The 21795-nt window shown below is 69.0% G+C and carries 18 protein-coding genes; 7 read left to right on the top strand and 11 right to left on the bottom strand.

What is annotated here, in order from left to right:
* Window positions 1–143: 143 nt before the first annotated feature.
* On the top strand, window positions 144–1319 hold the full coding sequence (locus CSR00_RS01010; RefSeq protein ID WP_099020542.1) for a 3-ketosteroid-9-alpha-monooxygenase, oxygenase component: 1176 nt from the start codon (window positions 144–146) through the stop codon (window positions 1317–1319).
* Window positions 1319–1801 (top strand): hypothetical protein, encoded by a 483-nt coding sequence (locus tag CSR00_RS01005; RefSeq protein WP_176561850.1) that lies wholly within the window; start codon window positions 1319–1321, stop codon window positions 1799–1801. Before CSR00_RS01010 ends, CSR00_RS01005 begins: the two co-directional genes overlap by 1 nt.
* A gap of 62 nt (window positions 1802–1863) precedes the next feature.
* On the opposite strand, the gene CSR00_RS01000 is transcribed toward CSR00_RS01005, so the two are convergent.
* From CSR00_RS01000 to CSR00_RS00985, 4 genes are all read right to left on the bottom strand, one after another.
* A complete protein-coding gene (locus CSR00_RS01000) occupies window positions 1864–2409 on the bottom strand; it encodes a hypothetical protein (protein WP_141564210.1) in 546 nt (181 codons plus the stop codon).
* Between the two features lie 160 nt (window positions 2410–2569).
* Window positions 2570–3712, bottom strand: a complete 1143-nt coding sequence (locus CSR00_RS00995; protein WP_176561849.1) for a sulfotransferase family protein — start codon at window positions 3710–3712, stop codon at window positions 2570–2572.
* Window positions 3712–4494: an SDR family oxidoreductase gene (locus CSR00_RS00990; protein WP_099020538.1), complete on the bottom strand. Its 783-nt coding sequence runs from the start codon at window positions 4492–4494 to the stop codon at window positions 3712–3714. The genes CSR00_RS00995 and CSR00_RS00990 overlap by 1 nt, the downstream gene beginning before the upstream one ends.
* Before the next feature lie 3 nt (window positions 4495–4497).
* A complete protein-coding gene (locus CSR00_RS00985; RefSeq protein ID WP_099020537.1) occupies window positions 4498–5625 on the bottom strand; it encodes a hypothetical protein in 1128 nt (375 codons plus the stop codon).
* 95 nt (window positions 5626–5720) lie between these two features.
* Here CSR00_RS00985 and CSR00_RS00980 point away from each other — a divergent pair, with 95 nt between their 5' ends.
* Window positions 5721–6752 (top strand): IclR family transcriptional regulator, encoded by a 1032-nt coding sequence (locus CSR00_RS00980; protein WP_099020536.1) that lies wholly within the window; start codon window positions 5721–5723, stop codon window positions 6750–6752.
* Between the two features lie 3 nt (window positions 6753–6755).
* On the opposite strand, the gene CSR00_RS00975 is transcribed toward CSR00_RS00980, so the two are convergent.
* Complete coding sequence (locus CSR00_RS00975) at window positions 6756–7148, bottom strand: DUF2237 family protein (RefSeq protein ID WP_099020535.1); 393 nt, start codon at window positions 7146–7148, stop codon at window positions 6756–6758.
* 65 nt (window positions 7149–7213) lie between these two features.
* Entirely contained in the window at window positions 7214–9301 is a 2088-nt protein-coding gene (locus tag CSR00_RS00970) for a RecQ family ATP-dependent DNA helicase (protein WP_099020534.1), read from the bottom strand.
* Window positions 9302–9428: 127 nt separating this feature from the next.
* Between CSR00_RS00970 and CSR00_RS00965 the strand changes: the two genes are divergently transcribed.
* Window positions 9429–10253: an alpha/beta fold hydrolase gene (locus tag CSR00_RS00965; protein ID WP_099020533.1), complete on the top strand. Its 825-nt coding sequence runs from the start codon at window positions 9429–9431 to the stop codon at window positions 10251–10253.
* A 104-nt stretch (window positions 10254–10357) separates the two neighbouring features.
* On the opposite strand, the gene dmpG is transcribed toward CSR00_RS00965, so the two are convergent.
* Genes dmpG through CSR00_RS00950 form a run of 3 tightly spaced genes read right to left on the bottom strand, consistent with a single transcriptional unit; the run spans window position 10358 to window position 13176 of the window.
* A complete protein-coding gene (gene dmpG / locus CSR00_RS00960) occupies window positions 10358–11413 on the bottom strand; it encodes a 4-hydroxy-2-oxovalerate aldolase (RefSeq protein WP_099020532.1) in 1056 nt (351 codons plus the stop codon).
* Window positions 11410–12354: an acetaldehyde dehydrogenase (acetylating) gene (locus CSR00_RS00955; RefSeq protein ID WP_099020531.1), complete on the bottom strand. Its 945-nt coding sequence runs from the start codon at window positions 12352–12354 to the stop codon at window positions 11410–11412. Before CSR00_RS00955 ends, dmpG begins: the two co-directional genes overlap by 4 nt.
* A gap of 36 nt (window positions 12355–12390) precedes the next feature.
* The gene (locus tag CSR00_RS00950) at window positions 12391–13176 is read right to left on the bottom strand and encodes a 2-keto-4-pentenoate hydratase (RefSeq protein ID WP_099020530.1); all 786 of its coding nucleotides are present in this window, start codon (window positions 13174–13176) and stop codon (window positions 12391–12393) included.
* Window positions 13177–13239: 63 nt separating this feature from the next.
* On the opposite strand from CSR00_RS00950, the gene kstD reads away from it, so the two are divergent.
* The 3 genes from kstD (at window position 13240) to CSR00_RS00935 (ending at window position 16945) form a co-directional block, all read left to right on the top strand.
* A complete protein-coding gene (gene kstD / locus CSR00_RS00945) occupies window positions 13240–14970 on the top strand; it encodes a 3-oxosteroid 1-dehydrogenase (protein WP_328514680.1) in 1731 nt (576 codons plus the stop codon).
* 1 nt (window position 14971) lies between these two features.
* A complete protein-coding gene (locus tag CSR00_RS00940; protein WP_099020529.1) occupies window positions 14972–15838 on the top strand; it encodes an enoyl-CoA hydratase ChsH3 in 867 nt (288 codons plus the stop codon).
* A 126-nt stretch (window positions 15839–15964) separates the two neighbouring features.
* Window positions 15965–16945 carry an MPT63 family protein gene (locus CSR00_RS00935; RefSeq protein WP_099020528.1) on the top strand — a complete coding sequence of 327 codons (981 nt, stop codon included), beginning with the start codon at window positions 15965–15967 and terminating at the stop codon, window positions 16943–16945.
* Window positions 16946–17108: 163 nt separating this feature from the next.
* Here CSR00_RS00935 and CSR00_RS00930 read toward each other — a convergent pair whose 3' ends face one another.
* A complete protein-coding gene (locus CSR00_RS00930) occupies window positions 17109–20705 on the bottom strand; it encodes a beta strand repeat-containing protein (protein ID WP_176561848.1) in 3597 nt (1198 codons plus the stop codon).
* 363 nt (window positions 20706–21068) lie between these two features.
* The gene (locus tag CSR00_RS00915) at window positions 21069–21722 is read right to left on the bottom strand and encodes a hypothetical protein (RefSeq protein ID WP_245905767.1); all 654 of its coding nucleotides are present in this window, start codon (window positions 21720–21722) and stop codon (window positions 21069–21071) included.
* Between the last annotated feature and the right edge of the window lie 73 nt (window positions 21723–21795).

The following is a 21795-nucleotide window of genomic DNA, read 5'->3' as shown; positions in this document are numbered from 1 at the left end:
CGCGAGGTTCCGTGTTCGAAAATCGCTCGCCGTTCGGGTGACTTTGGTCATCTGTTCGGCCAGCTAGACGTGGTTTCAATTGCATCCCGTCGGGGCAAAACTGTAACGTGTTCTAGTTAGAGAGCAACGACTGGAGGCGCGAAGTGACGACTGACACGGCCCACAGCGGCGTTCGCGAGATCGACACCGGAAGCCTGCCGGATCGCTACGCCCGCGGCTGGCACTGCCTGGGGCCGGTCAAGGACTACCGCGACGGCAAGCCCCACGGTGTCGAGATCTTCGGCACCAAGCTGGTGGTGTTCGCCGATTCCCACGGCGACCTCAACGTTCTCGACGGCTACTGCCGGCACATGGGCGGCAACCTCGCCCAGGGCGAGATCAAGGGCGACGAGGTCGCCTGCCCGTTCCACGACTGGCGCTGGGGCGGCGACGGCAAGTGCAAGCTGGTGCCCTACGCCAAGCGGACACCGCGGCTGGCCCGCACCCGGGCCTGGCATACCGATGTGCGCGGCGGTCTGCTGTTCGTGTGGCACGACCACGAAGGCAACCCGCCGCCGCCCGAGGTCCGGATCCCCGAGATCCCGGAATGGGCCAGCGGCGAGTGGACCGACTGGAAGTGGAACACGATGCTCATCGAGGGCAGCAATTGCCGCGAGATCATCGACAACGTCACCGACATGGCCCACTTCTTCTACATCCACTTCGGGTTGCCGACGTACTTCAAGAACGTCTTCGAGGGCCACATCGCCAGCCAGTACCTGCACAACGTCGGCCGGCCCGACGTCAACGACATGGGCACCGCCTACGGCGAGGCCAGCCTCGACTCCGAGGCCTCCTACTTCGGCCCGTCGTTCATGATCAACTGGCTGCACAACACCTACGGCGACTTCAAGGCCGAGTCGATCCTCATCAACTGCCACTACCCGGTCACCCAGGACTCCTTCGTGCTGCAGTGGGGTGTGATCGTCGAGAAGCCCAAGGGCCTGGACGACAAGACCACCGAGAAGCTGGCCGACGGCTTCACCGCGGGGGTCAGCAAGGGCTTCCTGCAGGACGTGGAGATCTGGAAGCACAAGACCCGCATCGACAATCCGCTGCTGGTGGAGGAGGACGGCGCGGTCTACCAGATGCGCCGCTGGTACCAGCAGTTCTACGTCGACGCCGCGGACGTGACACCGGACATGACCGACCGCTTCGAGCTCGAGGTCGACACCACCGCGGCGGTGGAGAAATGGAACGTCGAGGTCGACGAGAACCTCAAACGCCAGGCCACCCAGAGCGACGAGCGGAATGCGGAGCAACCCTCCGAGGTGTCGTGATGTCGCCACGTGAGGAGGTACCCGACGTCGACCGGTTGACCCGGTCGATGATCCTCCTGCACGGCGGCCACGACCACGACCACGAGCACGGCCATGAGCACGGCCCCGACGACGGTCCCGCGAGAGACAGCGGAACCTGGAGCAAGGCCCCGGATTTCGCGGGCGAACCCGATCGCGCCGCCGCCGTCCGCGCCGCCACCGCCCGCGACCGCGAGCGGTACCTCAACTCGGGAATGGCCCCGGTGGACTGCCGGTTCTGCCACGCGACGGTGTCGGTCAGGAAGCTGGGCCCCGAATACACCGCCGTGCAGTGGAATTCCGATGCCGTGCAGAGCTGCGCCTACTTCGCCGAGATCCGTGCCAACGGCGGCGAGCCGCGGCGGGCCCGGTCCTGTCCACGGCTGAGCGACAGCATCAAACATGCCATCGCCGAGGGCTGCCTGGAGGCGGTCTCCAGCGCCCCCTCCCCCGGCGACGGCTGATCCGGGGCTGATCCAGGGCCGATCCGGGGCCGATCGGGGTCTGATCCGGGGGTTCGCCGCCGTCAGCCCTGCCGGCAGTTCTCCGGAGCGTGGGAGCCGGCGACGACGAAGTCCGAGCACTCCATGATCCGATCGTTGTTGTGGCCGACGACGAACCCGACGAGCGTCACGACGGCCACCAACGCCACCAGGCCCAGCCGCTGACGGTGCCGGGCCGGCGCGGTGAGCTCCGGATAGAACAGCTCGAAGAGCAGGCGCAGCGTCAGCGGCACCGACACCACGAGGATCACCACCGCCACCCAGGCGAAGAACGGACGGTCCAGGGCACCACTGGTTGACCCGTTCACCACCACCGCGGCGACGAACCACGCCAGCGGAGCCGACAGGGCGAGTCCGGTCACCCAGTTGCCCACCCTGCCGAAGGGCCGGTAGACGACGGTGAGCACCACAAGAATCGTCGACGACACCACGACGGTGAAGATGTCGTCGTAGAACACCGTCCCGTAGGCCCCCAGGTTGAAGGCCAACGGCCAGGTGATCAGCGCCAGCGCCAGGCTGGTGACTGCGACGGGCCCGCTGATCGTCGGCCCGCGGCCGGGCTCGGTCATGGTGTCCTCGCGCGGGGCCGAGCGCCCGCGCGCGCTTCGTCGGCCGGGTCGTCGGCCGGCACCGCCCGGCGTCACGGCGAATCGGTTCATGACCGCAGCGTTGCACACCGCACCGGTCGGGACCGGCCGGATCACCGGTTCCGCGGCACGGTCCCGGGCCTCACAGACCCGCGAAGCGCTCCCTGACCGTCTCGGTGGTCAGGCCGTAGTCCTCCAGCGCGTAACTGTGTTTGGGCGCACGGGGCCCCTGCTGGCTCTCGGTGTGCATGTCCCGCATGGCCCTGCGGGCGGCATCGCTGAGGTCGATGCCGAAGCGGGCGTAGATGCCCTCGACGGTCCCGATCGGGTCCTCGACGAAGTCGGCGTAGTCGATGTCGCAGAACTGGGCGGGGTCGTGCCTGGCGCGTTCGGCGTTGAACAACTCCAGGCCGCGGGACCAGGTCTCCAGCGAGTCCGCGCCGATCTGGGCGCCGACGAACCGCGTCGACCAGCCCTCGGTGGTGTGCGCGGCCAGCGAGCACATCGACGCCATCAGTGTCTCGGCCGGACGGTGGCACTGCACGACCAGGGCATCAGGGTAGGTGGCCATCAGCGCGTCCAGCGCGAACAGATGGCTCGGGTTCTTGAGCACCCACCGCTTCTCGGCGTCGTTGAGGCCGATCAGCTGGAGGTTCCTGCGGTGGCGCCGATACGGCGCGGTCCAGTCCTGCTCGGAGAGCCAGCGCGCGTAGGTCGGGATGTGGGCCAGCGTCTCGTAGGACACCGAGTGCAGCGATTGACGAAGCAGCTGCCAGCACTCCTCGACCTCGCCGGCGGTCATGTAGTGCAGGCCCATGTATTCGGGATTCTCGTTGTGCGCCTGGGCGAATTGGGCATCCAACTGCTGGAAGACCGGGTTGTCCGCCCAGGTCTCACGCGGCGGCCGGGGCTGGGGGAACTCCGCGAGCCACAACTGCAGCCCCTGATGTCCGGGATCGGCCGTCAGCAGCCGGTGCAGTGCGGTGGTCCCGGTGCGCGGCAGCCCGGTGACGAAGATGGGCCGCTCGATCGGCACATCGGCGTGCTCGGGGTGCTGTTTGAAGGCGGCCTCCGACATCAGCCGGGCCACCAGCGCGTTGCGCACGAAGAAGCGGCACATCTTGCTGCCGAACTCGGTGAGCCCCGCCTCGCGCTGATAGGACTCCAGCAGCACCGCCAGCGCCTCGAGGTAGTTGTCCTCATCGGAGCCGAAGTCCTCCAGCCCCACCGCCTTGGTCGCCGAGGCGTGCAGATCCTCGACGGTTCCGACATCGGTGCGTCCCATCAGGATTTGTACTCCCCGCAGTTGACGTCGAGGGTCTGGCCGGTGATGCCGCTGGACAGATCGCTGGCCATGAACAGGATGGCCGAGGCCACCTCGTCCTCGGTCGGCAGCCGCTTGAGATCCGATGCGGCCGCGGTGGCCTGGTAGATCTGCTCCACGGTGGTGCCGTACTTACCGGCCTGGTGATGGAAGTAGCTCTTGAGGGTCTCGCCCCAGATATAGCCGGGGACCACCGAATTCACCCGGATACCCTGCTCACCGAGCTCGGTGGCCAGCGACTGCGACATGGCCAGTAGCGCCGACTTGGCCATCTTGTAGGCGCCGTACTTGGCCTGGGAATGGCGCACCACCATCGAGTTGACGTTGACCACCGAACCGTTGGACTCGGCCAGGGCCGGGGTGAATCCCTGGATCATCCGCAGCGCGCCGAACACCGTCAGTTCGATCGCGTCGCGCATGTGCTCGAACGTCGTGTTGGCCAGCGGCTTCATCGACGGGACGCGGAACGCGTTGTTGATCAGGACATCGACCCTGCCGTAGGCGCTCAGGGACTCCTGGACCAGGTTGTCGACCTGGCCCTCGTCGGTGATGTCGGTGCCCACGGACACCGCACGGCGCCCCAGGTCGGCGACCTGCTTGGCGACGTCGTCGAGGCGCTCGACGGTGCGGGCGGCCAGCACCAGGTCGGCACCGGCCTCGGCGCACCGGCGCGCCAGCGTCGAGCCCAGCGCCGGCCCGACACCGCTGATGACGACGACCTTGCCCGCGAGCAATCCATTCATGTCCTAGCCCACCATCCTGTCGGCGATCTGCTTCTGGCGCAGGGCGATCCGCGCGCGCCAGTCCCCGTCGGAGATCTTGTTGGAGTCGTAGTAGGGCAGCGCGCCGGCGACCTCGTCGATGTCGAGCACCTCCACGGAGGGTCCGTCGGCCTCGGTGAGTTCCCGGGACAGCCGCTGCCAGCGGAACTGCAGGTATCCCTTGCGGTGCGCCAGGGTCTCACACCAGTTGGTGACGCCGGGGTTGGCGTCGGAGACGACGATCCTGATCTTGCCGTCCGGATCCGCCTGCGCCTGAGTGCCGTTCAGCGAGGTCTGGTGGTTGATGTAGTCCAGGGAGATGTACCACAGGCTGCCCAGCTGGAAACCCAGGTAGGGCGCGTCGGGGACCGGCAGCGTGATGATCATCGCCTGGTCGGCGGCGAGGTCGAAGTGCCCGACCGAGGAGTACTGGGTGGCCAGCCCGCCGGGAGTGAGCCTCGGCGCCACCATGGTGTTGACCGGCAGGTTGTCGTAGAACCACCGCGGGAACTGCAGCCAGGTCTTGACCCGTTGCACCAGTTGCCTGCCCGCCACGGCATACCGCTTCTCGATGAGCTCCCTGGTCAGCGGCGGCGGTGCCGTGCCCGCGGTGTCGGTGCGCGCGACCGAGAGGGTGCCCCGCCGCGCCGACCAGTCGTTGTAGACCTCGCGGATCAGCAGCTGCGACGGCGCGGTCGGGGTGACCCGCCACTCGAAGCTGCCGTCGGCGGCGACGTCGAGTTCGCGGTCGTCGAAGGCCGCCTGGCTCGCGGGTACGTTGTCGTCGGTGTACTCGCCCCCGAGCATCTGGAAGCTCAGGTCGGTGGTGGTGCCGCGGCGGCCGGAGACCACGTACTCCTTCCCGGGTTGTACGCGTGTGCCGAAATAGAGGGTGTCCGGGTTGTCCAGCCCCATCTTGGTGAACGGACCGGTGCCCGACTGCAGGAACGGATGGTCGCGCTCGTAGTCGAAGCCCAGGTGGATGCAGCCCATGATGCAGCCGGCCAGGTACTGCAGCCCCTCCAGCAGATCGGCCTCGTTCTCGATGTGTGGCGCCTCGGAGACCAGACGCTCGGCTTCGGCGATCGCATCGGTCAGCGGTTGTGCATACATCGAGCCGCGGCCCTCCTTCGGTCCAATATTGGACCGGACTGGTAGAGTTTCCGACCAGAACACTAGAACGCGTTCTAGTTCGAGTCAACGTCCCCATGCGGGACCCGCGTCCGGAGGGCCGATCGCTGGTGGTTGCCGACGCGCCGAGCCCGGAGCCGGTCGACGGCGGCCGGGATGTCACCGCCGATTCCGCGCGGATCTCCCCACCGACCGCGCGCGTGGTGGCGGTCCTCGATTTCCTCGGCCGCCATCCCCACGACCGGTTCGGGCTGTCCGAGCTGGCCCGGCGGCTCGGACTGAGCAAACCGACCTGCCTGGGCATCGTCACCACCCTGACCGGGGCGGGCTATCTCCTGCGGGATCCCGCCGACAAGACCTACCGGCTGGGCCCGGCGCTGATCACCCTCGGCCACACCGCCCAGGAGGCGTTGCGGGTCAGCCCGGCCGCGCGCGATGAACTGCGTGACCTGTGCACGCAGGTGCGGTGCACCGCTGCGCTGTCGGCGGTCGTCGACGACCGCATCACGCTGCTCGAGCTGGTGGCGCCGACCGGCACCGACCCGGGGGTCCGGGTGGGGCAGAGCTATCCGTTCGCGCCGCCGGTCGGGCTGATGTTCGTGCTGTGGGACGATGCCGCACTGCGGGAGTGGATGGCCCGCGAGCCCACCATCCCGCTGCGCACCGACGCCGAGCGGCTGCACCGGGTGGTCAGCGAATGCCGCGCCGACGGCTACCTGGTGGAACTGCTGACCCCCGCCGGGCAGCGCCTGTACGCGCTGACCGCCGGGATGACGAGCACCCTGCCCGAGGAGCTGCGGGCCCTGCTCTCGGAGATGGTCTCCGGGATCGGCGAGCGGGTCTACCTGCGCGGTGAGGAGCCCTCGGGCGGCGTCGGATCCCGGGCCGGATCCCAGGTCGGATCCCGGGCCGGATCCCGGGCCGGCCGACATCCCGTCAGTGTCATCTCCGCCCCGGTCTACGACCACCATCAGCGGCAGGTGATGGTGGTCTCGCTGCACATCGGGCGGTCACTGGACGCAGCCGAGATCGCCGACCGGGCCACGCGCCTGGTCGCCACCGCCGACGCGGTCAGCGCCCAACTGGGCGGCTCCAAACCCCGGTGGTGACCGTCAGGACGTCAGTGCGCCCGGGTCGTCGGGAACGTCGACGGCATGCTCCTGCAGCGTGGCCAGCGGCACCACCTCCAGGGTGCGCTGGTGGGTGCAGGCCAGCAGGACGGGCGCAGCGCAGCCATCCTGATGCGCCCGCAACCAGTTGGTCGCCGTGACGCACCACCGGTCGCCGGGATTCACCCCGGGGAACCGGTAGGCGGGCATGGGGGTGCCCAGATCGTTGCCGATGGAGCGTTGATGCTCCAGGAATTCGGCGGTCATCACCGCGCAGATGGTGTGCAGGCCGAGGTCCTCGGGTCCGGTCGAACAGCAGCCGTCCCGGTAGAACCCCGTCATCGGGTCGGACCCGCACGCCTGCAGCGGACCACCGAGCACATTGGTGTCGGTCATCGCACCAGTATGGTCCGGACCCGGCGGCCCCGACACTCGAGCGCACCGGCCGGGCCCCGCCTCGGCTAGGCGACCGCGGCGATCGCGAACGGCAGCACCTGCTCCGCCCCGCAGCTGCGCAGCGTGCGGGCCGCCATGGTCAACGTCCACCCGGTGTCGCTGAGGTCATCGACCAGCAGCACCGGACCGGACACCGGCGCCAGCACTGCGGGGTCGGGCGCCTCCCACGAATCCACTAGCGCGGCAACGCGATACGCCGAGTTCATCGCGGTCACCGGACGGCGGACCGGCGAGTAGGCCAACACCCCGAGATCCTTGAGGCGCCCGAGCTCGGACAGGCGTCGCACCAGCGAGGCGATGAGAACCGGGTGACGGGTGGAGTCCAGACCCATCACCGCGGCCGGCCGGGTCTGCCAGTCCCAGGCCGCGAGCACATCGACGGCGGCCCGGACCACCTCCTCGGGCACCGGGCCGTCGGGAGCGTCGAGCAGGGCTCGCAGCCGCGGTCCCCACCCCAGGTCGGTGAGCCGGCCGATCGCCCGCCCCGGGGCTGGACCATCGGTGATCCGGCCGGACAGGTCCACCCCGAGCCGGCCCAACCCGGAGGGCCACTGCCGACGGGGAGACAGCTCGACACCCGGTCGGGACAGGGCGCGCCCGGTGTCGGCCACCGCCTGCTCGTCCACCTCGGCGCTGTAGCGCGGCGACGTGCAGTTGTCGCAGCGTCCGCACCGCTCGCCGGCGCGCAGGTCGGGATCGTCGAGCTGGCGGCGCAGGAACGCCATCCGGCATTCGGTGGTGTCCTGGTAGTCCAGCATCGCCTGCTGTTCCCGACGACGGGACTGGTCGAGGCGTTCGTAGCGTTCGGCGTCGTAGCTCCACGGCTGCCCCGTGCCGACCCAGCCACCCTTGACGCGGCGCACCGCCCCGTCGACATCGAGGACCTTCAGCACCATCTCCAGCCGGGAGCGGTTCAGGTCCACCCGGCTCTCCAGCGCGACGGTGGAGAGCGGGCGCTCGGGGTCGAGGGCGGCCAGCACGTCGCGCACCGTCTGCTCGGCCGGGAACGACACCGAGGCGAAGTAGCGCCAGATGTCGCGGTCCTCGGCCCCGGGCAGCAGCAGCACCTCCGCGCTGTCGGTGGAACGACCGGCACGCCCGACCTGCTGGTAGTAGGCGATGGGTGAGGACGGCGCACCGAGGTGCACCACGAAGCCCAGATCCGGTTTGTCGAATCCCATGCCCAGCGCCGACGTGGCCACCAGCGCCTTGACCCGGTTGGCCAGCAGGTCGGCCTCCAGCTGTTCGCGCTCGGCGGTCTCGGTGGCGCCGGTGTAGGCCGCCACCGGGTGGCCGCGCTCACGCAGGAGGGCGGCGACGTCGCGGGCCTGCGCGACGGTCAGGGTGTAGACGATCCCCGAGCCCGGCAACTCACCGAGCCGGGCCGCCAGCCAGGCCGCGCGCTGGGCCGGTCCACCGGCACGGATCACCGAGAGCCGCAACGACTCCCGGTCCAGACCGCCGCGCAGCACCACGGTGTCCTCGCCGCCGACCCCGAGCTGGGCCGAGACGTCCTCGACCACCCGGTCGTTGGCCGTGGCGGTGGTGGCCAGCACCGGGATTCCGGCGCCCAGCTCGGCGATCAGGGTGCGGATTCGCCGGTAGTCGGGGCGGAAGTCATGGCCCCAGTCGGACACGCAGTGCGCCTCGTCGACCACCACGAGCCCCGCGTCGGCGGCCAGCGCGGGCAGCACATTGTCGCGAAAGTCGGGATTGTTCAACCGTTCCGGGCTGACCAGCAGCACGTCGAGATCACCCTCGGTGACCCGGCGGTGGATGTCGTCCCACTCGGTGACGTTGCCGGAGTTGATGGTCGCCGCCCGCACGCCGGCCCGCTCGGCGGCCAGCACCTGGTTGCGCATCAGGGCCAGCAGCGGCGAGACGATGACCGTCGGGCCGCGCCCCTGCTCACGTAGCAGTCTGGCGGCGATGAAGTAGACCGCAGACTTGCCCCATCCGGTGCGCTGCACGACCAGGGCGCGGCGGCGGTGCACGACGAGCGCTTCGATCGCCGTCCACTGGTCGTCGCGCAGGACGGCCGTGGGGCCGGCCAGCTGCTGCAGCAGTGCCTGCGCCTGCTCTCGTATCGACATCGCCTCCCATCCTGCTGGATCGCACCGACAGCGGGGCCGGGCAACCCCCGCACCGCCCCGGCCTGCGGTCCACCGGTCAAGCGTGTTAGCTGGGTGCCACCCCCTTCGCCCACCCCGGGAGCCTTCGGTGATCGACCCTGACAAGCACGAGTTCGTCCTGTCCGACGGGGCGGTGCTGCCCTACCTCGACAAGGGTGCCGGGCCGGTGTTGTTGCTCGTCCACGGTGTCTGCATGACCAGCGCGTTCTTCACCCACAACGTTGACGCCCTGGCCCGGGCCCACCGCGTCGTGGCCGTCGACCTGCGCTCGCACGGCGACTCGCCGACCTCGCGCACCGGCAACACGGTGGCACAGTATGCCCGCGATCTGCACGAGCTGATGACGGGGCTCGACCTGCACGACGTGACGGGTATCGGCTGGTCGATGGGGTCCTTTGTGTTGTGGGATCTCCTCAGCCAGTTCGGCACCGCGCGGGTCACCCGGCTCGCCGTCGTGTCGCAGGGCCCCGCGGACCTGACCCGCCCCGACTGGCCGCACGGCATCGCCACGCCCGACGAGCTCAGTGGCTTCGTCGACGCGATGCAGAGCGACCTCGCCGCCTTCTTCGCCGAGTTCGTGACGGACATGTTCAAGGACCCCGTTCCCCAGGAGCAGGCCGCGACGCTGCTGGCCGAGATCACCAAGATGGAGCCCAACCCGGGGACGGCCATTCTGGCCGATCAGACGCTGCGCGACTACCGCCCGTTCCTGCAGGGCCTGCCCGTGCCCCACCTGCTGGTCTGGGGCGTCGACGAGAAGGTGGTCAAGCTGGCCTCCGCACAGTGGCTCAGCAACGCTCTGGGCGACGCCGAACTGCATGTGTTCGACGACAGCGGGCACTGCCCGATGTGGGAGGAGCCGGAGCGATTCAACGAGCTCGTGGCCGACTGGGTGGCGCGGCGGGCTTCGTGACGGCTTCCACGAGGTGCTCGCCGGACTCCAGCAGGTGCGCGCCGGGGATCCCTACCGGAATGCGAATCCGCTGGGGTGGCGCACCGCGGTGCAACCGCCGCTCGCTACACCTGAGCCGACTCCTGCTCGCGTTTGATCTCCAGGGCGATGTCGATGAGCTGATCCTCCTGGCCGCCGATCAGCTTGCGCTGCCCGGCCCGGTGCAGCAGCTGATGCGCGGGCACCCCGTAGCGCTCGGACTGGCGGATGGCGTGCTTGAGGAAGCTGGAGTACACCCCGGAGTAGCCCATGATCAGCGCGTTGCGGTCCAGCAGGCACTCGGCGGGCATCGCCGGGGCGACGACCTCCTCGGCGGCGTCGGCGATGTCGAAGAAATCGATGCCGGTCTTCACACCGATCTTGTCGAACACACCGATCAGCGCCTCCACCGGGGCGTTGCCGGCCCCGGCGCCGAAGCGGCGGCAGCTGCCGTCGATCTGCTTGGCGCCGGCACGCACGGCCTCGATGGAGTTGGCCACACCGAGCCCGAGGTTCTCATGGCCGTGGAAACCGACCTGTGCGTCGTCGCCGAGTTCGGCGACCAGCGCGGCCACCCGGTCGCGGACCCCCTCGAGCACCAGGGCACCCGCCGAGTCGACCACGTAGACGCACTGGCAGCCGGCGTCGGCCATGATCCGGGCCTGGGCGGCCAGCTTCTCCGGCGGAATGGTGTGGCTCATCATCAGGAAGCCGACCGTCTCCAGGCCGAGCTCACGGGCCAGGCCGAAGTGCTGGATGGACACGTCGGCCTCGGTGCAGTGGGTGGCGATCCGGCAGATCGAGCCGCCGTTGTTCTGCGCCTCCTTGATGTCCTCCTTGGTGCCCACCCCGGGCAGCATGAGGAAGGCGATCTTGGATTCCTTGGCCGTCTCGGCGGCCAGCTTGATCAGCTCCTGCTCGGGGGTCTTGGAGAAGCCGTAGTTGAAGCTGGAACCACCGAGGCCGTCACCGTGGGTCACCTCGATCACCGGCACCCCGGCGGCGTCGAGCGCGGCGACGATGGCGCCCACCTCGTCCTTGGTGAACTGGTGACGTTTGTGATGCGAGCCGTCACGCAGGGACGTGTCGGTCATCCGCACGTCCCAGACCGGGTTGAAGAAAATGCTGTCTATGCCGCTCATGCTTGGCCTCCTGATGACGCGGACAGGGACACCCCGGCCGACTTCTTGGCGATCTCCTCGCCCACCTTGGTGGCCGCGGCGGTCATGATGTCCAGATTTCCAGCGTACGGCGGCAGATAGTCGCCCGCACCCTCCACCTCGACGAAGATGGTGACCACGTGGTTGCCGCCGTTGACCACCGAAGGCTCATCGAACTGCGGCTCGTTGAGCAGCCGGTAGCCCGGGACGTAGGTCTGCACCTCGGCCGCCACATCCTTGATCGACTGGGTGATCGCAGCGTGGTCGGCATCTTCGGGAATGGCGCAGAAGATGGTGTCGCGCATGATCATCGGCGGCTCGGCGGGGTTGAGGATGATGATGGCCTTGCCGCGCTGGGCCCCGCCGATGACCTCGACGCCGTTGGCGGTGGTCTTGGTGAACTCGTCGATGTTGGCCCGGGTGCCGGGCCCGGCCGACGCCGAGGACACCGAGGCCACGATCTCGGCGTAGGGCACGACCCCGCCCTGCTTGGCCACCGCGGATGTCACCGCGTACACCATCGGGATGGTGGCCTGCCCACCACAGGTCACCATGTTGACGTTCGGCGCGTCCAGATGTGCGTGCAGATTCGCCGGCGGGATGACCCCGGGCCCCACCGCGGCCGGGGTGAGGTCGATGGCCCGGATTCCGGCCTCGGCGTAGCGCGGGGCGGCGTCACGGTGCACGTAGGCGCTGGTGGCCTCGAACAGCATGTCCGGTTTCTCGTCGAGACCGAGCAGCCAGTCCGCCCCCTCGTGGGAGGTCTCCAGACCCAGCTTGCGGGCGCGGGCCAGGCCCTCGCTGGCCGGGTCGATGCCGACCATCCAGCGCGGTTCGATCCACTCCGATCGCAGCAGCTTGTACAGCAGGTCGGTGCTGATGTTGCCCGACCCGACGATCGCCGCGGTCGCCTTCTGAGCCATGAGAGTTCCTCGCTGATTGACGCTAATTCGAACGACTTATTCGAACGACAGGTGCACTGAACCTAACCCGGTGAAGTCCGCGACGAAACTGTCCCCCGGACGTGCATCTATCGCACGTGTGCACGACCCCGGTAACACCACGTCACCGGCCCTCAACCGGACCCCGAAACTGTCCACTTTCCGGGCCAGCCACGCCACCGCGGTCACCGGATTTCCCAGCACCGCGTCGCTTCGGCCCTCGGCGATCACCTCGCCGTTGCAGCGCAGCACCGCGTCGATGGCGGTGATGTCGATGTCCTTGGGCGACACCCGTTCCTTGCCCAGCACCCACCCCGCCGAGCTGGCGTTGTCGGCGATGGTGTCGCACAACTTGATCTTCCAGTCCTTGATGCGGGTGTCGATCAGTTCGATCGACGGCGCGAAGGCGGCCGTGGCGGCCAGCACGTCGTCCTCGGTGCAGCCGGCCCCGGGCAGGTCGTCGGCCAGCACGAACCCGACCTCGACCTCGACGCGCGGGTAGAGGTACTTGCCGGCCTTGACCGGCTGGTCCTCGAAGACCTCCATGTCGTCGAGCAGGTGGCCGTAGTCGGGTTCGTCGACGTTCATCATCTTCTGCATGGCCTCGCTGGACAGCCCCACCTTGTGGCCGATCACCCGGGCCCCCTCGGCGACCCGGCGCCGGATATTGATGAGCTGGATCTCGTAGGCATCCACCACGTCGATGTCCGGATTGCCGGCGGTCAGCGGGTCCATGGGAACCCTGCTGTCCTCGGCCTGGGCAAGTTGGGCGGCGAGGTCGGCCCGGATCTGATCGGACAGCATTGTGCGAATTCCCCTCGTTTCCTCAACCGGCCATGTTGTCGCCAGGCCGGGCAATTCTATAACGTGTTCTACATGACTGGACAGGAGTACGACGTCGTCGTGATCGGCAGCGGCGGCGCCGGCATGGTCGCCGCTCTGACCGCCGCTCACCAGGGCCTTTCCACCATAGTCGTCGAGAAGGCCGCGCACTATGGGGGTTCCACTGCGCGGTCGGGTGGCGGAGTCTGGATCCCGAACAACGAGATCCTCAAGCGTGACGGGGTCTCCGACACCGCCGAGGCCGCGCGGACCTACCTGCACGCCATCATCGGTGACGTGGTGCCCGCCGACAAGATCGACACCTATCTGCAGCGCGGGCCCGAAATGCTGTCGTTCGTGCTCAGGCACTCGCCGCTGAAGATGTGCTGGGTGCCCGGCTACTCCGACTACTACCCCGAGACCCCCGGCGGCCGGCCGGGCGGCCGATCGATCGAGCCCAAACCGTTCGACGCCAAGAAGCTCGGCGCCGACCTGCCCGGCCTGGAGCCGCCCTACGGCAAGGTGCCCCTCAACGTGGTCGTCATGCAGCAGGACTACGTCCGGCTCAACCAACTCAAACGGCACCCCCGGGGGTTGTTGCGCAGCCTCAAGGTCGGCGCGCGCACCATGTGGGCCCAGGCCACCGGCAAGAACCTCGTCGGGATGGGGCGCGCACTGATCGCCCCGCTGCGCATCGGGCTGCGCGAGGCCGGCGTGCCGGTACGGCTGAACACCGCGATGACCGACCTCTACCTGGAGGACGGCGTCGTGCGTGGCGTCTACGTGCGCGACGCGGCGGCCCCGGAGAGCGCCGAGCCCGAGCTGATCCGCGCCCGGCGCGGGGTCATCCTGGGTTCGGGGGGATTCGAGCACAACGAGCAGATGCGGGTGAAATACCAGCGCGCGCCGATCACCACGGAGTGGACGGTGGGCGCGGCGGCCAACACCGGCGACGGCATCGTGGCCGCCGAGAAGCTCGGCGCCGCCTTGGACACCATGGAGGACGCCTGGTGGGGGCCGACGGTACCGCTGGTGGGCGCACCGTGGTTCGCGCTGTCCGAACGCAATTCGCCGGGATCGATCATCGTCAACATGTCCGGCAAGCGGTTCATGAACGAGTCGATGCCCTATGTCGAGGCCTGCCACCACATGTACGGCGGCCAGTACGGCCAGGGGCCCGGCCCGGGCGAGAACATCCCGGCGTGGCTGGTGTTCGACCAGCAATACCGCGACCGCTACATCTTCGCGGGTCTTCAGCCCGGACAACGGATCCCGAACAAGTGGATGGAATCCGGGGTCATCGTCAGGGCCGACACCCTCGAGGAGCTCGCCACCAAGACCGGCCTGCCGGCCGCGGCGCTGGCCGCCACCGTCGAACGGTTCAACGGCTTCGCCCGCGCGGGCACCGACGAGGATTTCTTCCGCGGCGAGAGCGCCTATGACCGTTACTACGGCGACCCCACCAACAAGCCCAACCCCAACCTGGGCGAGATCACCCACCCGCCCTACTACGCGGCCAAGATGGTGCCCGGCGATCTGGGCACCAAGGGCGGGATCCGCACCGACAACGACGGGCGGGCGCTGCGCGACGACGGGTCGATCATCGAGGGCCTCTACGCGGCCGGTAACGTCAGCGCGCCGGTGATGGGGCACACCTATCCAGGCCCGGGCGGCACCATCGGCCCGGCCATGACCTTCGGGTATCTGGCGGCCCTGCACATCGCCGGGCACATCACCGCCGGGCATGCCGACGGATCCGCGGCAGGAAGGGGCTGACATGCCGATCAACCTCGAGGAAGCCATCGGCGCCGAACTCGAGCCCGTCGAGTTCTCCTGGACCAGCAGCGACATCCAGCTCTACCACCTGGGGCTGGGCGCCGGCGCCGATCCGATGGACCCCCGCGAGCTGCGCTATCTGACCGACAACACCCCGCAGGTGCTGCCGACGTTCGGCAACGTCGCGCAGAGCTTCCATCTCACCGAGCCGCCGACGGTGCAGTTCCCGGGCATCGACATCGAGCTGTCGCGGGTGCTGCACGCCAGCGAGGCGGTCTCGGCCCCCGGGCCCATCCCGCCGGCGGGCACCGGGGTGGCCGTCACCCGCTTCACCGAGATCTGGGACAAGGGCAAGGCCGCGGTCATCTGGTCGGAGACCACGGTCAGCGACCCCTCGGGTGCGCTGCTGTGGACCCAGAAGCGTTCGATATTCGCCCGCGGCGAGGGGGGCTTCGGCGGGGACCGCGGCCCGTCGGGAGCGCAGTCGCCGATTCCCGACGACCGGGCCCCCGACATCGAACTCGACATCACCACGCTGCCTCAGCAGGCGTTGCTCTACCGGCTGTGCGGTGACCGCAACCCCCTGCACTCCGACCCCGAATTCGCCGCCGCGGCGGGCTTTCCGCGACCCATCCTGCACGGGCTGTGCACCTACGGGATGGCCTGCAAGGCGCTGGTGGACGCCCTTCTGGACGGCGACGCCACCGCGCCGTCCTCCTACGGTGCGCGCTTCGCGGGGGTGGTGTTCCCCGGCGAGACGCTGCGCGCCAACGTCTGGAAGCTCGACGGGCGGATGGTCGGTAACGTCGTGGTACCCGGCCGCGACGACGCCGTCGCGCTGTCCGACCTGGAGTTCGTGCCCGCCTGAACGACACCCGGCCGGCCAGGGTGCATACCCGCCGGCGGTCCCGTTTGTTAGCTTCGTGCGGTACGGACGTATTGGATTCATCCCGTGGGCGATGCCGGCGGTGTGACGACTCTGGAGGGGAACACGATGAAGATCAGTCTGAGGACCGCCGCGGTGGCGGCCGCAGCAGCGGCGGTGACCGCACTGTCGGGGGCTCCCGTCTCCGCCGCCGAGGATGTCACCACCCAGCCCATGGGGAGCAAGGGCGAGCTGCGCAACGGCGACATCGTCCAGGCCTGGACCATCGCCGACCTCAAGCCCAGCACCGACCAGATCCCGTATCCCGTGAAGGGCCAGCTGTGGGAGGCCACCGCCACCGACCAGGCCGTCGCGGGCACGGTGACGCCGATCGTGTCGAATCTGAACGCCCGGGCCGCCGACGGTGAGAACTACCGGGTGCTGTTCGGTGTGGCCACACCGCAGGGCGTCAACCCGGCGACCCTGGCGCAGGGTGAGCAGACCACCGGCAAGGTGTACTTCGATGTGACCGGCGAGAAGCCCCTCGTGGTCGTCTACAACTCGATGGGCCAGGATCTGCTCGCCTGGACCCCGCCACCGCCGCCGCCCGCGCCGCGTTCCGGCGGGTCGTCGTACTCGGCGCCGGCGAGCACGCCCGCGACCGGCGCGGAGCCGGCCGAGGCCCCCGCGGACGCCGCCGAGACCCCGGCCGGTGAACTGCCCGCCGAAGAGGTTCCCGCGGGAAGCTCCGGCACGCCGCTGCCCGAGGGCGCGGCCGCCGAGGAGATGCCCGCCGGCAGCACCGGCACCCCGCTGCCCGAAGGCAGCACCGGCACCCCGCTGCCCGAAGGCAGCACCGGCACCCCGCTGCCCGAAGGCAGCACCGGCACCCCGAGTGAGGGCAGCCAGAGTGCCGCGGTGCCCGAGGGCACGCCGCTGCCGGAAGGCCAGGCCGCGGCCACCGCGGAGGGGACCCCCGCCGGCAGTTCGGGAACCCCGATGCCCGAGGGCAGCATGGGCACGCCCGCCGACGGCGCTGAGGCGCCCGCCCAGGCGCCAACCCAGGCACCGATCGTCACCACGACGCCGGTTCCCGCCCCGACGGCCTGACGCGGATACGGTCGGTGCATTCCCGACCGTCCCCGGGCCATCGGCCCACGGACGTCAGGTATGCACCGACCACCACGTGTACCGCTGATCGAGTCTGGGACCACCCGATCCCGACTCCGCCACGGCGGCCGCCAGGTCACCATGAACCCGAGCGGCGCGACCGTTAGTCGACGAACAGCTTCACCACCGTGATCCCGTCCCCGGGCCCGGTCTCGGCCGTCAAGCCCACGCCGACCGCGATCGCGGTGTTGTCATCACCGGGGCCGGTGGTGACGAGGTTCGACGTGCCCAGGGCGAAAGCCCCGTTGCCGTTACCGTTTTCGGCCAGCACCTCGTTGTCGTCGCCGTGTACCCACACGGTGTTGGCGCTGCCGAACGATGCGCGGGCCACGTTTCCGTCACCGATCACCACCACGCGGTTGTCTTCCCCGGCACCCGACACCGCTTCGTTGTTGTTCCCGATCACGCGCACGTCACCGTCGTCGTCAGCGCTGGCTACGTTGCCGTCACCGAACACGACCGCCCGACCGTTCGTGCCGTCCACCCCGTTCAACGCGCCGGACGCCGCGGCGCGAGCATACGTCCCGTCGAAAGCCTCCGTGGAGGCGGCGTTATCCCTTCCGACGATTTCGGACACCGCGACACCACCGGCGACGGCGGCGCTGGCGGCGACGCTGCTGACGCCGGTGATACGCGACGCCGCGTCGGCGTCGTCAGTCGCGCTGGCGACCCCGGTGCTGTCGACTCCGTAGATCGAGACCCGCGACACCGACCCATCCTCAGCGGATGCCGTCAACGTGCTGGTATCGCCCACATGTGTGGTGCTGGCCCGAGAGTCCCCGGCCGCGCGCGCCGTCAACAGACTCTCACTGCTGACCGCCCAGATGGTCGCGCGGCTGTCCTCGGCCAGTGCGGTGCCCTCGTTGTCGGCACCGATGATCGTCACCGTGGCGCGCCCACCCGAAGCAGCGCCGGTGCCCTCGTTGTGGTCGCCCACCAACCTCACCGACGCGTATCCGTCGCTGTCAGCGGCCGCGCTCGCCTCGTTCTCATCTCCGAGTACCACGATCTTGACCCGACCATCCGCGGTGTCAGCATCGGCGGTGTTGGTGTCCCCAACCACCTTGACGTAGGCGTGGCCTCCCTCGGCGGTCGCAGCGTTGTCGTCACCACGGATGTAGACCACGTTGCGCCCGTCGGTGGCCCGCGCGATGTTGCCGTTCCCGACGATCAGCACGAGATTGTCACCGAACGCGGTGGTGCCCGTGTTGGTGTCGCCGATCACGATGGTGGCGCCGCCGACGCCGTTGGCGGTCGCGGAGTCGTTGCCTCCGATGATCAGTGCCAGGCTGTCACTGGTGGCTTCGGCGGCGTTGTCCGAGCCGATGATGATCGTGGTGGCGTTGTCCGCGGCACTGGCCACGCTGTTGTCGCCGTGTATGTAGGCGGTGCTGCGGTCGTCGGCGCCGGCCAGGTTGTCGGCGCCGACAATCATCACCTTCGCCGCTGTCCCGGCAGTGACGCCGACGTTGCCTTCGCCGCGGATGATCACCCTGCTGAAGGTGCCGTCGGTGGCTTCAGCGTTGTTGTTCGTGCCGTGGACGACGGCGGTGTTGTGGTCTCCGTAGGCGGCGAGGGCTTCGTTGTCATTGCCGATCGCGACCGCGCGGTTGTGATTGCCGAAGGCAGCGCCGACGAGGTTGCCCTCGCCGATGATCAGCGCATGGTTGAAGTCGGAGTCAACGCTTGATCCGGCGGTGGCTGAGCTGACATCGCCGATGGTGACGGCGCGGGTGAAAAATCCACCTATGGCGGTCGCGGAGCTCGAGTCGCCGATGACCAGGGTACGAGCGCTGCCGGTGGAGTCGGAGACATTCCCGTCGCCTTTGATGTGGACCGAGGCGCCCGTCCCGGCTGCGGTGCCAGCGTTGGAGTCTCCACGGATGACCACGGTCGTATAGCGCCCAGACGTGGACGCGACGTCCGAGTTGCCGATGATCACGGTTCTGGTCGCGTCGCCGGTCGACACCGCGATGTTGTCGTCGCCGACGATTCGGGCGGTGTTGAAGTTGCCGTCGGTGGCTTCAGCGCTGTTGTTGTCGCCGTGGACGACGGCGGTGTTGTGGTCTCCGTAGGCGGCGAGGGCTTCGTTGTCATTGCCGATCGCGACCGCGCGGTTGTGATTGCCGAAGGCAGCGCCGACGAGATTGCCCTCGCCGATGGACAGAGCGTGGTTGAAGTCGCCGTCGGCCGTCGCTGAGGACCCTCCGGCCGTCTCTGAAACAGCGCCGACGACCGTTGCGGTTGTGAAACTACCCGCAGCGGTGGCGGCACTCGAGGTGCCGATGACCTTGGCCGTGGCGAATACGTCACCGTCCTCGGCGGTGGCCTGAACAGCGCTACCGTCGCCGACGATGCAGGCCCTGGCCATAGCACCGCTCGCTGAGGCGGCGTTAGCGTCGCCGCGGATGAAGGCGGTGCTCAAGAAGCCACTGGCCTGGGCGATGGAACCCTCGCCGACGATTCGGGCGGTGTTGAAGTTGCCATCGGTGAGGGCGGTGGAGTCGTCGCCGCGGACGACCGCGCGGCTGAACCAGCCTTCGGCGGTGGCGGTGGCGCCGTCGCCGTGGGCGATGGCGATGGAGCCGAAGCCGTCGGAGGTCGCCACCGCTGTGCCGTTCTGGATCAGCGTGCGGCCGTTGATCGACACACTGAAATTGGCGTAGGTGAGGTCGATTTCACGGCGCACGAACCCCAGCACCGCCAACGCCAGGGGCGAGGGTGTGGTGGGGGCCGGGGTGGTGTTGTTGGCGCTGAAGGGGGCGAACACCGCCGAGATCAGGTTGGTGGCCAGCGTGATGAACGCACCGGGTTGGGCCTGTAACGCCGGCGCGGGCTGCTGGCGGTCGAGTGTCACCACCGCCTCGCTCGGCGCCGCGGCGGGGGGCGCAGACAGTCGAGCGGACGACAGCACCGTGCCCTGCTCCTGCTCCGGGGCATCCTCGTCATTGCCGAGTTCGGAGGTCTCGGCACTGGTGTCGGGCACGGCGGCCTGTTCAACCAGCGGGGCCGGCTCCGCCACAGACTGATCGACTGTGGCGGGGGTCAGAGCCGACTCTGATGGAGCTGGATCGTGCGCCCCGGCGGCGGTCTGTCGGTCCGAATCCGCAGGTTCGTAGTTCCCGACTGTCGAGGCCTGCTCCCCAACTCCCGTGTCGGTATCGGTGTCAGGTCCGGAGCCGGTGTCGGGTTCGGTGTCCTCATCCTCATCGAGATCGGCATCGGCGCCAGAATCGAGGTCGGAATCGGTGTCCTCGTCGCCGAGATCGGTGTCGTCGGTGTCGGTGTCGGTGCCGGTGTCGCTGTCGGTGTCGCTGTCGGTGCCGGTGTCGGTGCCGGTGTCGCTGTCGGTGTCGCTGTCGGTGCCGGTGTCGGTGTCGGTGTCGGTGTCGGTGTCGGTGCCTGAACTCGTGTCGGTGCCTGAACGGGTGTCGGTGCCTGAGCCGGTGTCGGGGCCTGAACGGGTGCCGGTGTCGCTGGTCCTGCCTGAACGGGTGCCGCTGGTTCCGGTGGCGGTGGTGGTGTCGTTCTTCCCGCGACCGGTGGAGGCCCTCGATTCCGAGGCGCCGCCGTCGGACCGGTCCGGAGCGGCCCAGGCCGGCCCGGCCGGACCGGCCAGAGCACACCCCACTCCCAGGGCGACCGCCAGCGCGCCGATTCGCCCGATATGCCTGCCCTCTCCGGCCACGGACACCGTCACCAGCGGACTCTGACCAGACACCCGACGCTCACCGGCCCCCTGCCCGCGGCTCGTCGTGGTGTTGCCCGCCCTGTGCCTACCCATCAGATAAATCCCCCATCGTTCATTGAACTGGTCACGGCCCGCACTGCCAGACATTGGAGAAAACGTCACACCACCGAGCAGTCCTCAACTGCCTGTGTAAACGATCCACAATGCGACAACACAGCAAACGAATCAGAGTGGGTACGTTAGCCGCTTCGTGCCACCAGCAATAGAGGGAACACCCCTGCACACCACCCTCGACATCCGTGGCCGCTGCGAAAGGGAGAGACCAGTCGACCAGAGCGTCGGGCGCATCAGCACCCAGGTCTGCACCGGACCTCAGGAATGCATCGACCACCACGTGTACAGCTGATCGAGTCTGGGACCACCCGATCCCGACTCCGCCACGGCGACCATCAGGTCATCGTCAGTCGTCCAGGCCACGGTCGGTGTGGTGTCCCGCAGACCGCACACCAACGTGCCGGCGACCTTCTCCGGCGTCGCGTTGCGCCGCCACGGGCCCGGTGACTGGATGTTGCCCGGGCATGTCCGTACCTGCATCGACGAGACCGTCCGGTCGAACAGCGACCGCAGTCCGGCCCGGTCTTCGGCCAGGGTGAACGTCGAGGCCAACGGGCCACCCGCGTCGGTGTTCGGCCCGCAGCTCGCCGCGGCCCGCGCGTTGTCCGGCAGCGGCGCCGGCCGGCACGAATCCGCCGGGTAGCCCCGTGGCACCAGACGCATCAGGTCCTGCTGGGCCGCGCTGTCCTGGGCCGGAGTGGTGGTGCCAACCGCCGTGTCCGCGGTGTCGGCCGTGTCGCCGGGGGGCCGGGTGAGCCAGAACACCAGTGCGCCCACCACGATGATGACCGCGAGCGCGGCCCCGCCGAGCAGCAGGGGACGGCGGTCGCCGGCCGGGCGGGGGGCCGAGGTGTCCGGGAACTGCCAGCGGGGGTCGGGACCCGTTGGGAAGCTGGCGCGTATACACGACACACGTCGCGCACGACACACGAATGTGAGATCTCGGCGGCCGCCGTAACAGCAACACAAAAAGTGCACAGATGGA

Origin of the sequence: Mycolicibacterium palauense (assembly GCF_002592005.1) — a bacterium.
GTDB lineage: Bacteria > Actinomycetota > Actinomycetes > Mycobacteriales > Mycobacteriaceae > Mycobacterium > Mycobacterium palauense.
This window is presented reverse-complemented; position numbering and strand designations above follow the sequence as displayed.

Bases quoted from the DNA above. Each gene is read 5' to 3' on its own strand.
- CSR00_RS00935 (WP_099020528.1), top strand. From the start codon at position 15,965: ATGAAGATCAGTCTGAGGACCGCCGCGGTGGCGGCCGCAGCAGCGGCG.
- CSR00_RS00980 (WP_099020536.1), top strand. From the start codon at position 5,721: ATGCGGGACCCGCGTCCGGAGGGCCGATCGCTGGTGGTTGCCGACGCG.
- dmpG (WP_099020532.1), bottom strand. From the start codon at position 11,413: ATGAGCGGCATAGACAGCATTTTCTTCAACCCGGTCTGGGACGTGCGG.
- CSR00_RS00990 (WP_099020538.1), bottom strand. From the start codon at position 4,494: ATGAATGGATTGCTCGCGGGCAAGGTCGTCGTCATCAGCGGTGTCGGG.
- CSR00_RS00985 (WP_099020537.1), bottom strand. From the start codon at position 5,625: ATGTATGCACAACCGCTGACCGATGCGATCGCCGAAGCCGAGCGTCTG.
- CSR00_RS00970 (WP_099020534.1), bottom strand. From the start codon at position 9,301: ATGTCGATACGAGAGCAGGCGCAGGCACTGCTGCAGCAGCTGGCCGGC.
- CSR00_RS01000 (WP_141564210.1), bottom strand. From the start codon at position 2,409: ATGACCGAGCCCGGCCGCGGGCCGACGATCAGCGGGCCCGTCGCAGTC.
- CSR00_RS01005 (WP_176561850.1), top strand. From the start codon at position 1,319: ATGTCGCCACGTGAGGAGGTACCCGACGTCGACCGGTTGACCCGGTCG.
- CSR00_RS00955 (WP_099020531.1), bottom strand. From the start codon at position 12,354: ATGGCTCAGAAGGCGACCGCGGCGATCGTCGGGTCGGGCAACATCAGC.
- CSR00_RS00940 (WP_099020529.1), top strand. From the start codon at position 14,972: ATGCCGATCAACCTCGAGGAAGCCATCGGCGCCGAACTCGAGCCCGTC.
- CSR00_RS00975 (WP_099020535.1), bottom strand. From the start codon at position 7,148: ATGACCGACACCAATGTGCTCGGTGGTCCGCTGCAGGCGTGCGGGTCC.
- CSR00_RS00950 (WP_099020530.1), bottom strand. From the start codon at position 13,176: ATGCTGTCCGATCAGATCCGGGCCGACCTCGCCGCCCAACTTGCCCAG.
- CSR00_RS00995 (WP_176561849.1), bottom strand. From the start codon at position 3,712: ATGGGACGCACCGATGTCGGAACCGTCGAGGATCTGCACGCCTCGGCG.